General features: G+C 29.9%; 3 protein-coding genes and 1 pseudogene. All 4 read left to right on the forward strand.

Going from position 1 to position 16,729, the window contains the following annotated elements:
* The first annotated feature begins 10 nt into the window (after positions 1 to 10).
* Positions 11 to 7,249 carry a non-ribosomal peptide synthetase gene (locus Q9Q35_RS00405; RefSeq protein WP_304651650.1) on the forward strand — a complete coding sequence of 2,413 codons (7,239 nt, stop codon included), beginning with the start codon at positions 11 to 13 and terminating at the stop codon, positions 7,247 to 7,249.
* Positions 7,236 to 13,328 (forward strand): non-ribosomal peptide synthetase, encoded by a 6,093-nt coding sequence (locus Q9Q35_RS00410; protein ID WP_304651651.1) that lies wholly within the window; start codon positions 7,236 to 7,238, stop codon positions 13,326 to 13,328. The genes Q9Q35_RS00405 and Q9Q35_RS00410 overlap by 14 nt, the downstream gene beginning before the upstream one ends.
* Positions 13,329 to 13,352: 24 nt before the next feature.
* Positions 13,353 to 14,531: an MFS transporter gene (locus Q9Q35_RS00415; protein WP_304651652.1), complete on the forward strand. Its 1,179-nt coding sequence runs from the start codon at positions 13,353 to 13,355 to the stop codon at positions 14,529 to 14,531.
* Between the two features lie 288 nt (positions 14,532 to 14,819).
* Positions 14,820 to 16,454, forward strand: a pseudogene (metG, locus tag Q9Q35_RS00420) (methionine--tRNA ligase); the annotation flags it as partial.
* Positions 16,455 to 16,729: the final 275 nt, after the last annotated feature.

Raw genomic sequence — 16,729 nt, forward strand, 5'->3', positions numbered from 1 at the left:
GGGGGAAGCTATGGAAAAGAACAATGTCGAAAGAATTAATAATTTAACTGCTGCTCAAGAAGGGATACTTTTCCAAATTTTAAGTAATAAGTACCATTCTAAATATTCCGTTCAAAGACTATATAAATCAAAAATCCCTTTAGATATTGAAAAATGTCAAAAAATTTTAGATAAATTAACAGATATGTACGTTGCTCTGAGAACAGTGATTATTTATAAAGATGTGAAACAGCCTGTTGCTGTTACATTGAAGAATATTAAAAATAAAGTAAATCTTTTTAAAGTCAATAATTCTGAAGAATTAAATGAAACTTGTGAGCGAAGATATTTAAAAAGATTTGATATACAAACAGATTCAGCTGTTCGAATGGATATTATAAAGAGTGATACAGATTATTATTTATGTTTGACAACTAATCATTTGTTAGTTGATGGGAAGAGTTTTGAAAACTTAATTTTATCATTTATAAAATTGTATAATGATAAAATGGTAAATACTAACTTGAATGATAATATTTTTGGCGCATATTCCAATTTTTATAGTAGCGTAAAAAAAGAAAATCAAGATTATTGGAATGAAAAAGTTAGTAATATAAAAAGTGATTATCACTTATATGATATTTTTTCAGAAAAATCGTGCAAGAGTGAATGGTTGCATCAGAGTACAAGTTTTAAAGGAACTCAGTTTGATAAATTGAAGCAATTATCAAGTTCTTGGAATGTAACAATCAATAATATTTTGGAATATCTTTGGGGTGTCACTCAAGCCAGACTTTCATTATCAAAGAATATCTTATTTGCAAGAGCTACTTCAGGAAGAAGCTGGGAACTGGATAGTATAGATGATGAAGTAGGGAATTTTGTCAATATTGTTCCCGTAATTTTTAATATTGACTATGGAATGACAATAAAAGAATCAGTAGTTAGTTTTAATAGTAAGAGCTTAAATGATAATATTCATCAGTTTTACCCATTCTCAGACATTGTAAAAGTTGCTCCTACTAATAATTTTAGCTCTTTAGTAGTCAATAATAATTATTCTGAGGAAGACACAAGCCATTTTTTGGAAAAAAAATATGAAAAGGAGGAAAATGAATTTCCTATACACTTTGTTATTAGTAGTTACAAAAATAGTATTAAAATTACGGTAAATTACAGCACTATTGAATTTTCTAGTAATTTTGTTAGTCATTTAATGAATTTGTATGAAGAATGTTTAGGTGTCTTACTAAATTCGGAAGGAGATGAACTCAATTCTTCTTTCTTCTTTAGAGAGCATTCAAATACTATCGTAAATAATGAGTCAATTATGTTACCAATTGATAGGTTTCAAATTCTAGCTAGTGAATACCCTAATAAGATAGCCGTAATGGAAAAAGAAAAAACAGTAACATATGCTGAATTGTTGAAAAAATCTCAAAGAGTCGCTACATACATTCAATGGAAATATGGAGAAAAGTTAGAGAATAAAGTTATAGTGTTAGGTATGAAAAAATCTACTGATTTAATTATTGCTATGTATGGTTGTTGGCTTGTAGGGATAGCATACTTTGTATTAGATCCCGACATTCCTAATGATAGATCAAAAAATATTATAAATGATTTAAATCCATTATGTGTATTAACTAGGACAGATATTGTTAATATTAATGAATCTAAAGATTTAATAGGTAAGACATATAAAAATGTGAAAGTAGATCCTAACAGCATATGTACGTATATTTACACTTCTGGGTCAACTGGGAATCCTAAAGGAGTGAAAATAAGTTTTGATAATTTAGCAAATTTTACACTTTTGAATAATAAAGACACAATTGTAAAGGAAAATGATATAAAGAATCGCACGATGCTTTCCTTAACCTCAACCTCCTTTGATATTTTTCAAAATGAAATTCATGTCCCATTAACAAATTTAGGCACGGTAGTGATACCAGATGAAAAAAATATTGTGGAATCGATTATCAAAACAGATATTTTACAAACTACACCATCAAAATTTCAATATGTATTCGATACTGTTGAAAAGAAGGAGTGTTTGAATAATGTAAGTGTAATAATTCTTGCTGGAGAAAAATTATCGAGTAAGTTAGTTAGAGAAATAAGAAAATATACAAGCGCAGATATTATTAATGGCTATGGGCCAACGGAATGTACGATTTATTCAAGTTTTAAGAGAATTAAATTTACGGATAAAATTCCAAACTCAAAAATTATATCTATTGGAAAACCTTATTCAAATTATCAAATTTCGATAGAAAGAGATAATAAGAACTGTTTAGCTGGTACAGTTGGTGAAATTGTAGTATATGGTAGAGGAGTAGGACTGGGCTATCAAAATCTAGAGTCAGATGCATTTTTTAAAGATCGAAAGGGGTACCGTACCGGTGATTGCGGTTTTATATTATCAGATGGAGAAATAAGAATTATTGGTAGGATTGATAATCAAGTTAAATTAAATGGTTATAGGATAGAACTTGAAGAGATCGAGTATCAATTTAACCAAATTCCAGAGGTAGTAAATGCGGTTGCTAAATTACAAAATATTGATGGATTTGACTATTTAACTGTTTATTATGTGTCTGAAAAAGACCTAGATAAGAATTATATTGATTCAAAATTAACTGGGAAATTAATGCCGTATATGCTTCCAAACTATTGTATAAGAATTGATCAAGTACCAACTAATATTAATGGGAAAGTAGATAGAGATAGATTACCCAAAATATCATTTAGAGATTCTGGAAAAGTTATAGATAATAGTTCTAGTATTATAGAAATTGTAAAAGAAATATTAAATAGTGTTGATTTAGAAATGACAGATAACTTGTTGTCAAAAGGATTAACATCACTACATTCAATCAGATTAGTTGGACGTATAAATAAGGTTTTTGGGATAGATTGTACCATTAGTGATATCTTTTATAATTTAAGGGTATCTGATTTATGCAATATGGTAAGTCAGAAAATTTCTAATTCTAGAAATCATCCAATAAAAAAAGAACTATCTATAAGTGAGATGCCAGAAACTCAAAAAAGAATATATCTTGCAAATCAAAAGTATAATGATACAAGGTATAATTTACCATACATTTGTAATTATCAAAATAGTATTTCTACAAAACAAGTTCATAAAGTTGTGGACTCTATTTGTGAGCATTTTCAAGCTTTGAAAATGAATTTGGTTTTTGATAAAAATGGTTTCCGTAGAGTAAGAAGGGATATTCATAATAATAAAGTAATTGAAGTAGAAGAAAAAGATATTCAGTCTATAGATGATTTAATTCAGCCATTTGATATCAGTAATGGAGAAGCTTTTCGAATTTTTATAATTAAATCATCAAGAAAAACTATACGATTATTATTTGATTTCCACCATGCATTTTTTGATGGAATTTCGGTAAAAAATTTCTTTAGCATTTTTTCTAAAATATTAGACAATGAAAATTACCTTGAGAGATCTGAGATCAACCCATCATTATTCCTGCCTAATTTTAAAATCGAAAGTAGTAATAAAGATTTTGAGTATTGGGAAGAAAAACAGGCAAATTTATCACCTATGAATATTGTTGGGAATTATATTGTTCCAGAAAATTCAGATGATAATAATGATACTACCTATTCAGAAGAGTTTCCTAAAGAGTTATGGACTAGTCTTATGAAGTATTCGGCTCGAATGAAAACAACCCCCTATATTATTTTAATGTCAGTCTATGCTGTCCTTTTATATAAATATACTGGGAATAATAAAATATCATTTTCATTTCCAATTTTAGGGAGAGAAACTGAAGAAAGTCAAGAACAGATTGATGTGTTTGTGAAGTCATTGTTTATATCAGTTGACATTAAAAACTGTAAATTTTATGAAGTTGTTGATAGGGTTAAGAAAGATTTTTATGAATCGATTGCTCACCCAACATTTATTCCAAATCAGGCAATTGACTTTGTATTTGCTAGTCAGCCAAGTAACGTAAAAATTGAAACTAGTAATGATACCATCATTTTTTCTCCGATTTCTAATGGCAAATCAAAATTTCAACTTTCATTACTGTTTTCTGAACCAGAGGAAAATTCGGGAAATATAAAATTTGAATATGATACTTCACGTTACTCTGTTGACTTTATTAGGTACACAATGAAGCACTATTTGTATCTCCTTAAAGAAGTTATGGAGAAAAAAGATTCTGATATTACAGATTTAACATTAGTTGATAGTGAAGAAAAAAATTTAATTAAACAATATTCAATGACTCCTGAATGGACTGTTAATAAAGATATTTTAGAGGAAGTTAGTAGAATTGCACGAAGAACCCCTAATGAGGTTTGTCTGTATTTTCTAAATGAGTATATAACTTATGGGGATTTAGTTCGAAGGATTTCAATATTGGCTAAATGTTTAATTGATAATTATGGGGTAAAACCAGGAGATAGAATAGGTATCTTTTTAGATAGAGGACCGGATATTATTATATCTATGTTAGCAATACTCTATTCGGGAGGATGCTATGTCCCACTTTCTAAAGAGGATCCGGAGGAAAGACTTTCATTTATTGAAAAAGATTCTGATTTATCCATCATTATTAGTGATACAAGTGAAGCTACACATTTGTTTGGAACAACTATAGTAAATAAAAACAACATTGATTTTAATAAGGAATATGAATATGCCCCTTTAAAAATAGATGAAGAGACTTCAGCGTATATAATATATACATCTGGTACTACTGGTGTTCCAAAGGGAGTTGAAATTTCCCGAAAAAATTTAAGGAATTTTTATCAAGATAATCGTATTTTATGCTTACTTGACAAAGTATGTGATTACGTATTTTTCTTAAATGATTTCATTTTCGATATAACTGTTCAGGAAATTTATCTACCGTTGATTAAAGGAATCCCTGTAATTATCTCAAAGGATATAAGGGAAACACCAGATTTGCATAATTTTAGAAATATAGGAATATTTTCAACACCAAGTAGATTAGAGCTATTAGACGAAAAAGTTTTTGACGTTACTTCTATGATAATGATGGGTGGGGAAAAATTCGATGTGAGTTTGTACAAGAGAATAGCTAATAGAAATAAGAAAGTGGTAGTTATTAATGGCTATGGCCCAACTGAAGCCACTGTTGGGTGTATATATTATCAAGTAGACTCACAGACAAATTTGAAAAAGCGAATCCCTATTGGTAAACCTCTTGAAGGCTATGAAGTAAGAATAGTTGACCAAAAGTTAGAAGATACAGGGATAGGAATTATTGGAGAGTTAATAATATCTGGAAAAGGAATTGCAAAAGGATATGTAAATAGACCTGCTCTTACTGCAAAAGTATTTATTGAACAAAATGGCAAACGATATTACAAAACTGGGGACTTATGTCGTTGGAATTCTGATGGAAATATAGAATTCATAGGTAGATGTGATAAGCAAGTAAAGGTTAATGGACATAGAATAGAGTTGGCTGAAATAGAGCAAAAATTACTTGCCTTATCTGGAATTACTCAGGCTAAAGTGATTTGGGATGAAAGGAATGAGTCATTAGTAGCTTATGTAATTTCAAATAATATTTTGGATTTATATACTATAATGAAATCTCTTGAAAAGAGGCTTCCAAATTATATGGTTCCTAGAAGGTATGCGCAAATTGATACATTTCCTGTGAAAACGACTGGGAAATTAGATATTTCTAAACTACCGAGTGCTGAAATTGTTTCTGATACTCCTATGTTTCTACCCGTATCTGAAACTGATAAAGCGGTAATCGAAATTATAGCAAATATTTTAAATATACCAGCTAATAGTATTTCAATGAATGACAATATTTTTGATATGGGAGCACAGTCCATTTTAGTTTTAAAAATGATAAGGGAATTTGAAAGGTATACAGGAAAACGATTAAAAATAAGTACAATTTTTAAAAATCCGCTAGTTAAAGAAATTTCCCAATTGCTTGAATCTGCAACTAAAAGTGATTTTAAACGTCCAATACATCAAGAACTAACTACTGCTCCTATGTCGAATGCACAAGTGAGAATGCTTTATTTAAGTGAGAGTATGGGAGGAATAACGTATAATGTTCCGTTTTTATATTCTCTCTCATCTCCTGTATGTTCTAATAAAATCCATAAAGCATTTAAATCTATTGTCAATAATCATGTTGAGTACAGAACGGCATTTAAAATAAAAAAAGAAGGGTTCTTTCAAGAAGTTATCAATAACTATAATGTGGACTTTAAAGATTTAGGAGAAATTGTTCAATCACCTGTTGAATTTTCTAAAACTTTGATTCAACCTTTTAAACTAAAATTAGGTAATACAATAAGGATGCGAATTTTTAGTTTCAAGGGAAATCAATTTATATTTTTAGATTCGCATCATATAGTATCAGATGAACAATCAATGAAGATTTTTTGGAACGAATTTATTTCCGTTTTGTTAGAAGAGAAAATTGTAAGAAGTAATTTGACCTATTTGGATTACAGTACGTATATTGATAAATTAGATTTTTCGCAATCAAAAGTATTTTGGAAAAATGAGATGTTAAAAATTGAGCAATCAGCGAGAGTGATAAAAAAAGCTATAACAAATGATAATAATAGCTATTTTGAAAGAAATATTAAAGCTAGAAAAAATGAAATTTATGCTCAAGTTCCAAGTTTGACCCCAGCATCTTATTTTCAAACATTATTTGCAATTAGCATGAGCGTATATTATGAATGTGATCAATTAACTATAGGAATTCCAGTGAGTGGTAGGGCTATACCAGAAACTGATTCAATTATTGGGTTATTTACCAATACTCTGCCTATAGTTTATGATTTTGAACAAAAAAATATTAGTTTACTGGAGGTTATAAATAGAGAAAATGAACACCTTTTAAGTTGCATGGAACATCAGTTATATCCATTTAACAAAATTGTTGAACTGGGTCATACTGTACCTACTGCCAAAGGTAATCCATTATTTAATATTTTTTATTCATATCATGCAAAAGAAGAAAGTTTCAAAAAAATTAAGCGAAAAGAATTAATATTGAATTTAATTCCTATTCATGATTTAACTCCTAAATTTGGAGCATCCCTGACTGTGTATGAAGAACAAGATGAATTTGTATTCCAATTTGAATTTTTAGAATCATTTTGTGATAAAGCAGCCGCTGAAACTATTGTGAATATCTTTAACAAAGTATGTAAAATTGCTAAGTTCAATAAAGAGACAGAAATTTTGGAGGATATAAAAAATGATCTCAAATAATGGTATTGGTGAATTACATGGAAGTAAAACAAAATTAGATAATGTAAAAAATGTTTTAGAGTTATTTAAAGATCAAGCAATAAAGAATCCAGAGAAAGTGGTTTTAATTGAAAAAGATAAAAAGCTTACTATGGGAAAGCTGTATCAATTTTCAATGATCGGTGCATATTTATTAAGGAAAAAGTATGATGTTTCTTATGGAGATAAAGTAGCTTTTTTGTTAGGGAGAAGTATTGATTCATTAATTTTAATATATTCTGTATTGTTAGCGGGAGGAATTTACGTTCCAATTTCAAATGAATATCCGAATTCGAAGTTAGATAACTTACTAGATAATTTGAAACCAAAAATTATAATTTCAGAAACGGAAAAGGAGGGTATAGTCGGAATTCAACAAATTATTGATGAGATAAAATCTTTTTCTCTGGATAATAAAAAAATAATTGAAAGTAAACAAGTCAGTAAAGAAGATGACATATGTTATATAATATGTACTTCAGGATCAACTGGAGATCCTAAGTTAGTTCCTAATAGTTATCGTAGTGTAAAAAATTTAATGTTAAATCTTGGACGTTATATTCTAGACGATGCTCGTATTTTGCATAAAACTCCTCTTTGTTTTGGTGTATCACTAACAGAAGTTTTTGGGTTCTTACTCCATTTATCCCCATTGGTAATATTAAGTGATGGAGAAGAAAAAGACATTGAACTAATTACTCAGACTGTAATTGATTATGATATATTTTACGTAAATTTTGTGCCATCTTTTATTGCCAGTTTTTCAAAAGTATTACATAGAAAAGTAAAAGAAAGCGGGAAATATCCTAGCTTGGTGATTATGTGTGCTGGAGAAAAATTGAGTAAGCAAAAAGTATCAGTTTTTAATAAGACAATTGGTCAATTAGGTATTAAATTAATTAATTTGTATGGTTCATCTGAAACGGCTGTTTACATTACGGGTAGTGAAATAAATTGTGAAGATGATATTGTAGAAGGGGAGCCATTCACAAATACAGACATTTTGATTGTAGACGATAATGATAATCCTGTCTCTCCAGAAACTATAGGTCGTATTATTGTAAAAGGTGAGAGTGTTTTTACTGGTTATGAAAATGAGAGCGGTAGAAATTATAGGAATTTTGTTAATATTAACAATGAAAAATACTTTGATATTGGGGATGTCGGGAAAATTAATTTTGATGGAAAGTTAGTGGTTAACGGTAGAAGAGATAATCAGATACAAATTTTAGGTGTTCGTGTTGAATTGGAGGAAATCGAGAATACTGCGTTAAATATTCAATCGATTTCTAATGTAGTGGCCTTTGCTACAGGCGATGATGAAAATAAGAAGATTTCCGTTGTATTTGAAGGAGATAATATAAAGTTAACCAAAAAAGAAATTGATAGCTTTTTTATCAGAACTTTACCGCCATATATGAGACCATCAACTTATTATTTTATTAAATCATTACCTAAGCTAGCATCAGGTAAAGTAGATAGAAATTCGATTATTAATAATAAAAATTTGATAGAAATAACTGAAAAAACATCTCAATTAGAGGAAAAAAACTTAATAGAAGAAAAAGTTATTGAGATTTTTTCTTTTTTATTATTAAAAGAGAAAATCTCTATTAATTCAAATAGTTCTTTTTTTGCAAGTGGTGGTAATTCGATTTTAATTATGAGGCTTTTGCAGTTAATTGAAGAGGAGTTTGATGTAGAAGTAACAATTTCGGAAATTTTCGATGGTGATACTGTGAAAGAAATATCGGAAAAAATAGGCATCAGATTAAAAAGTAATAGAAAAACTTCGACTCTAAAAACCTTAGAGCATGCAGCTAAAAAAGCAAGATATGTAATGTCTGATATGCAAAAGAGAATGTTTATAACTCAGACAATTCAAGAAAATACAGCGTATAACGTTACAATGGCGTACACTATTGATGGAAATTTAGATTGTAACAAATTAGTAAAAGTTTTGAACAATCTTGTATATAGACACTCAATATTAGGAACAGTATTTGAATTAATAGATGGAGAATATATTCAAATTCCAGGCGTAATAAAGAAAATGGATATAGAATTAAAAAGCTTAGTAGGGCATAACTTTAACATTGAAGAAGTGATTAATGACTTTGTTAAGCCATTTAATTTGAATCAAGGCGAAGTCATTCGTTCAGCAATTTATAAATTGGATGAGGATCGGTGGCTGTTTATTATTGATTTACATCACATAGTGACTGACCAAATTAGTAACCAAATATTAATTGATGAAATTACTCAAAGTTACAATAACGGTTTGGAATTTGCCAAAGAAAGCGATGTGGACCAATATCAATACATTGATTTTTCAGAAAATAGAATTAATGAAAAAATTGATGACTATTGGTATGAGTATTTTTCAGCGCTTGATTTAGATAATTTAACAAATTCAAGTAATGAAGATGGTGATAAAAAAGTACGTCGTATTAAACAAACTGTTGAAGTATCTCCTAAGTTAAGAGAAACTCTGTTTTCAAAAAATGTGACGCTGTTTTCGTATTTTGCTTCTTGTTATGCGTGTTCTTTGAGACAAATAGAAAATAATAGTCAAATTATTTTTGGAATCCCTATTAATCAAAGAAAATTTTTAGAATTAGATAATACATTGGGAATGTTTAGTGATTCTGTTCCTTTTGGAATAAGAATATCAAAAAGTGAAACGTTTAGTGATGTGTTGCAAAATGTTTCTGATTTAACTAAAACATTTTTGGATAAATCAACAAAGGGAACGTTTGAATTATTGAATGAAAAACTTCAAAAATATAAAACAAAAATTTTAAATCCATATTCTTACTTTTTTGTTTTTAATGATGTGGTTTCAGATCATCTAAATTTAAATGGTACGACTGCTAGGGTATTACAGGTTGATAATGATATTAGTAAATTTGATATTACCCTTATTGTTAATAGTGTTGATGGTAAATTTGAAATTGAGCTAGACTACAATGTAGATAAATACAATAAATATTTTATGGAATATTTCTTTAAAATGTTTATCTCTATGCTCAATGAAGCAGAAAATGTTGCGCTGAGTCTAGAGGAATTTCAATCATTTTTCAATTTTAGAGAATATGTAAAACAAAAATATTTACATCAAGGAAATAAAATAGAGATTGGCTATTCAAATATCATTGATAGATTTAGTGATATTGTTAAGGACTATCCTCAAAATACAGCAGTTCGCCATAACAATATAGAATTAACATATGCCGAACTGGACGATCTTTCATCAGGTATTGCTAATTTATTATTACAGAAATACGATATTTTTGGGAAAAATGTTGTTATTCATTTGTCAAGGTCAGTAAACCAAATTCTAGCGATTATTTCAGTTTTAAAAGCAGGTGGTTGCTACGTTCCTATTAATGAAGAGTTTCCTACTGTAAGAATTCAACGGGTGTTGGATGAAGTTGATCCAGTTCTTATGATTACGGAAAAAGAGCTATTAGGAGAATTTAGTGTAAGTGGTTCAAAGGTGTCGTTTGATGAAATTTTCTCAAGAAGTGGTAAAAAACAATTTAAGGAAACAAAAATCTCAGAAAATTCTTTAGCCTATATAATGTATACTTCGGGGACAACAGGAATTCCTAAAGGAGTAAAGGTAACTCACAGAAATTTATTAAATCTCAATTCATATTTTATTAATGAATTAGCTGTTAAATCATCAGATACAGTGTTACAGTATGCAAATATAGGTTTTGATGGATCAGTTTGGGAAATATTTATGGCTTTATTGAATGGTGCTACGTTACAACTTATTGATAAAGATAATAGGCTAATTCCTGAAAAAATCGATGATATTATTAAGGAAAATAATGTAACGATAGCAGCTATCCCAAGTCATGTTGTATCAATGTATAATTTAGCCCCATTAAGAATATTAATAAATGGTGGTACAGTTATTAATCAAAAAAGTTTGAAAAAGTATATTGGGACAAAACGTATAGTGAATTCTTATGGTCCAACAGAATGTACTGTAGCGGTAACTCATTTTGAACTTCAAGCATATGCTGAAAATGAACAAGTGCCTATTGGAACTCCTAATCCTAATATAGATATAGTTATCAAGAATGGTAACAAGTATTGCGCAGAGGGAGAAGTAGGAGAAATACTTATTTGTGGAGAAAGCACCTCTCAAGGATATTGGAATAATGATAGTTTAACGCATGAAAAATTTATTTTTGATGAAACATTACAAAATGTTTTTTATAAAACAGGTGATATTGGCAGTTGGGATGCCTCAGGTAATCTAGTACTTTTTGGAAGAGAAGACGAACAAGTAAAACTTAACGGGCATAGAGTCGAATTAGGTGAAATTCGAAATTATTTATTAAGTCAAGAAGAAGTACAAGATGCAGTAGTGATTTTTGATCATAAAAAACAAGAACTAGTTGCGTTTATTCTAGGTAGTATAATTCATGGTGATATTTTAAAAACAAGGATGTTGGATGTTTTCCCTATGTATATGATTCCCCATAAATTTATCAATATTGAATCAGTTCCCCTGACCTCAAATGGCAAACCTGATAAAAAAGCGTTGATAAATATTAGCAATGTAGCGAAAACAAATTCAAAATCTGAAAAAGAGAAAGCAATATTATTTACAGTGTGTTACAAAATATTAAAACAGGAATTGGGAGATAATTTGGACCTTGAGGAATCCTTTGTAGATAATGGTGGCGATTCTTTAAGAGCTATGAAAGTAATATCCGAGTTAAAGAAGAATAATTATGTTGCATCGGTTAGGGATCTATTAAAAAACAAGAAGTTGGAAGACTTTATTATAAATACTAATTCACAGGCTCGTATTCATAATAAAAATAAGCAACATAAAGCATATAAAACACTGGGAACTCCGATAATGCAAGATTTTCTTCAAAAAAATCTTCCAAATTTATCGCACTTTTGTCAAGTTATTATGGTTGATATCTCTAAAACTCCCATTACTACATTTTTAAATGGAATTGATTATTTGATTGACAGACATGATTCATTACGTTTGTCGATTACTGAGAACCGTGACTTTGTAATAAATTTACCAGGATATAGAAAGTATTATTTTGAACATCAAATTTTTAAAGAACAAATGTCTCAACAAATTGTAGATGTAATTGCAGAAAAAATAGTATCTAAAATTAATTTAGAAGATAATAATTTAATTGCAGTTGAATACATTGAGACTCCAGATACTAACTATGCTGTCCTCTGTATTCATCATTTACTAGTGGATGTTGTTTCTTGGGGTATTATCTTACAGGATCTAGATGATTATATTTGTAACAAAGGATGTAGTATTACTAAACCTAGCCTATTAAAAGCAATTGAAAGTATTAATAACTTACCTGTGGATGAGAAAGAAATTAATTACTGGAACCATACAATCTTGGAGCATGAAGCAAATTATTCTGAAAATTATGAATACTCACAGGGAATACAAAAAAACTATTTAAATCTTGAACTTTCACAAGATAATTTGAAAAATCTTCAAAGCAAAATAAAAGTTGAACATTTTCTTTTAGCGCTAATTGTACGATGCTACGCAATGATATCTCAAAAAATTAATATTCAAGTCATATTAGAAGGTCATGGACGAATATGTCAAGAGTATTTAGAGAGTGTTACTGATGTAGTGGGGTGGTTTACTTCAGAATACCCGATAAATTTTGATGTTAAAAAGGATCTAGTTTCCCAATGCAATGAAGTTGAGAAAAGAATGTCGGTAGTTCCAAATGATGGAATTATGTATAATAAGGTAAAAAAATCCTTACCAAGGGTGGCATGTCCAGATATATTATTTAATTATTTGGGTGAATCGTTTGTAGAAAATTCATGGACAATTTTAAGAAAAACTGACTATTTAATTGATAACATGATATCGGATAATAATTATCAAAAATCAATTTTTATGGTACTTCTTGAAAAGGAAGGTAATACATTTAAATTTAGCATTACTAGTGATTCACAAGAGTATTCATCAGAATTTATGGGAAAATTCTTTAAACTAGTAAAACAAGAATTTGAAAATTTTTTATCTTGAGTATTTATCACGGGAGAGATTTAAATGCAGTCAAAAAATAATATAGAAAAGAAGAATATTTTTCTGTTAATTGTCAGTGGTCAATTAAATGAATTTGGAGCTACTATTTATGATTATGCCAACAAATTGGTTATAGCTTCTTCTGGAAGTAAATCAAATTATTACATGAGGATTTATCAATTTTCAGAGATTATTATACAACTGTTATTCAGCCTTTTCGGCGGCGTGTTTGCTGATAGTAAAAATAAGAAAAAAATATTAATTATTACTGATTTTATAGCTAGTTTACTAACTTTTATAGTTTACATGTTTTATAGCAAGAGTAATGTGTATATGTTGATAGTGATAAATGTCTGTCTAGCAATTTTGTATGCATTTAATGTTCCCGCCTATAGAGCGATAGTTAGTGATTTATTAAGCAAAGACAATATAATTAAATATAATTCTTATTCAAAATCAATATCTGAATTTTTAAGTATTCTCTCACCTATTGTTGGAATGCTTACTATAGCATTAGTAGGATATAAATATGGAATGCTTATCAATTCTCTCAGTTTTTTATTGTCTGGGTGTTTAGAAATTTTTTTTGTTGAATTAAATTTCTCTATTGACTCTTCAAAAAAATCCGATGATACTTCAATAAAGTATGGCTTCAATTACATCTATAATAATAAAGAGTTGCTTCTCTTAGTGATTGCAAGTTCGATGATTAATTTCTTTTCTTCAGGAATAAACTTTTATTTACCATTTATTAATAAAATGTACGGTTTGGATAATTTATATGGTATGGTTTTAATTGGTCAAGCAGTCGGAAATATTATTGGAGCAGTATCAAATAACTTTTTTAAAAGAAGTTTTTCATCAGACAAATATAGCATGTTCCTTTTGATATCATCTTTGCCATTAATTATGATTCCTTTAGTGAAGATTTGGCTGGTTACCTTACTGTTGTTTTCATTATCATCTTTATCTATGACAATTTTTAACGTACAAATGTTATCTTACTTACAGTCTACAATTGAAAAGAAATATTTAGGAAGGGTATTTAGTATAATTTCATTTTTTGCTTTGATGCTTATGCCTTTAGGAACAGTTATATTTTCATATTTGAATTTTAAAACCTTACTTGTGTTTGGGATTGTAGGAATAGGAGATTTTCTAACTTGTATACTCTTAAAAATTGCATTAAAAAATATAGGTTAAATGAATATACTAACTTAGTTTTAAAATAATATTCCAAACAAACTTTGTACGAATCTAAAAGTTATCAATAATATATATAGTCACTTTATTTTTTCAACTAGACTAGAATTGTTCTATTAAACTCTAGTGAATATTTTGGCAACTGAAAGTACTAATTAATTGTGCCGTTTATTGAAGAATCAAGATACTTATCACTATTTATATGAGTTCTGAAAAGCCTATCTTTGTATTATAATAAGCTGTTATCGTTTGTAAGACTCATCTGCCCTGTTTTGAAAGGAATTTCTCATGACTGAAAGAAAATCATTCTATATTACAACTCCGATTTATTATCCATCAGGCAAACTTCATATTGGCTCTGCTTATACAACCATTGCCTGTGATGTTTTAGCCCGTTATAAACGTATGATGAACTATGATGTGCGTTACCTGACAGGTCTTGATGAACATGGTCAAAAAATTCAACAAAAGGCTGAAAAATCTGGCATTACACCTCAAACGTACGTTGATGGCATGACGAAAGACGTTAAGGAACTGTGGAAACTCTTGGATATTTCTTATGACCAATTTATCCGTACCACAGATGATTTCCATGAAAAAGTAGTAGCTAAAATTTTTGAAAAATTACTAGCGCAGGATGATATTTACCTCGGTGAGTATACGGGATGGTATTCTGTATCGGATGAGGAATTTTTTACCGAAAGTCAATTGGTAGAAGTTTATCGTGATGAAGCTGGCAATATGATCGGTGGGGTTGCCCCATCAGGTCATGAGGTTGAAAAGGTTTCTGAAGAATCCTACTTTTTCCGTGTGAGCAAGTATGCGGACCGTTTAGTAGCCTATTATAAAAAACACCCAGAATTTATCCAACCAGATGGTCGTATGAATGAAATGTTTAGTAATTTCATTGAGCCCGGTTTGGAAGATTTGGCAGTTTCTCGTACAACTTACACTTGGGGAATTAAGGTGCCATCTAATCCAAAACATGTGATCTATGTTTGGATTGATGCCTTGATGAACTATATTACTGCACTCGGCTATGGACGAGACAACTGTACTAACTTTGATAAGTTCTGGCACAATGATGATCACCACGAAATCATTCACATGCTTGGAAAAGACATTCTTCGTTTCCACTCGATCTATTGGCCAATAATGCTTATGGCGCTTGATTTGCCATTGCCAACTCGTCTCATTGTCCACGGCTGGTTTGTTATGCAAGACGGTAAAATGTCTAAATCAAAGGGGAATGTTGTTTACCCAGAAATGTTAGTAGAACGTTTTGGGCTTGATCCTCTCCGTTATTATCTCATGCGGAGTCTGCCAGTTGGTTCAGATGGCACCTTCACCCCTGAAGATTATGTTGGGCGTATCAATTACGAACTTGCCAATGACCTTGGAAATCTCCTTAATCGTACGGTTGCTATGGTTAATAAATACTTCGGTGGTGAAGTACCGGCTTTTGTGACTGCAACAGAATTTGATGCGGACTTGTCGGCTGTTGTGGCTGACAACATCGCAGCCTACCATAAACAAATGGAAGCTGTTGATTATCCAAAAGTATTTGATGCCATCTGGACGATCATTTCTCGCACCAACAAGTATATTGATGAAACAGAGCCTTGGGTACTTGCTAAAGATAAAGATGATCGCAATAAATTGTCGGCAGTCATGGCTCACTTAGTAGCAAGTCTCAGAGTCATAGCGCATCTCATACAACCATTCATGATGACAACATCAAATGCTATTATGGAACAATTGGGACTTAGAGCAGTTTTTGATCTTGAAAATCTTGAATTTTCAGGATTGTCAACGGGTATCAAAGTTGTTGCTAAAGGAACACCGATTTTCCCACGTCTGAATATTGATGAGGAAATTGCCTACATCAAAGAACAAATGAATGATGGTAAGGCTACTACTGAATAGTGAATAGGTTCAAGAAAAAATCGAAATTTCTCAGATAAATTGCTGTATCTCCGCGTGTATACCGAAGATGTTGCATTGTCTCATTTGAAGATGTTCTCTAATAATAATACAAAAGGTCACTCGAAATTTTTGGTTATAATGCCCTCTAAGTATACAGATGAAATAGAAAATTCATCTTAATACTTGGAGGGTATTTTATATGTCTAGGAAATCAAAATATAGTGCAGAGCAAAAATTATCTATACTAAATGAACTAACCAGTTCTAGTATCA

Origin of the sequence: uncultured Ligilactobacillus sp., from assembly GCF_948826705.1 — a bacterium.
Lineage (GTDB): Bacteria > Bacillota > Bacilli > Lactobacillales > Lactobacillaceae > Ligilactobacillus.

Coding starts and splice junctions, on each gene's coding strand:
- Q9Q35_RS00410 (WP_304651651.1), top strand. CDS start 7,236: ATGATCTCAAATAATGGTATTGGTGAATTACATGGAAGTAAAACAAAA.
- Q9Q35_RS00415 (WP_304651652.1), top strand. CDS start 13,353: ATGCAGTCAAAAAATAATATAGAAAAGAAGAATATTTTTCTGTTAATT.
- Q9Q35_RS00405 (WP_304651650.1), top strand. CDS start 11: ATGGAAAAGAACAATGTCGAAAGAATTAATAATTTAACTGCTGCTCAA.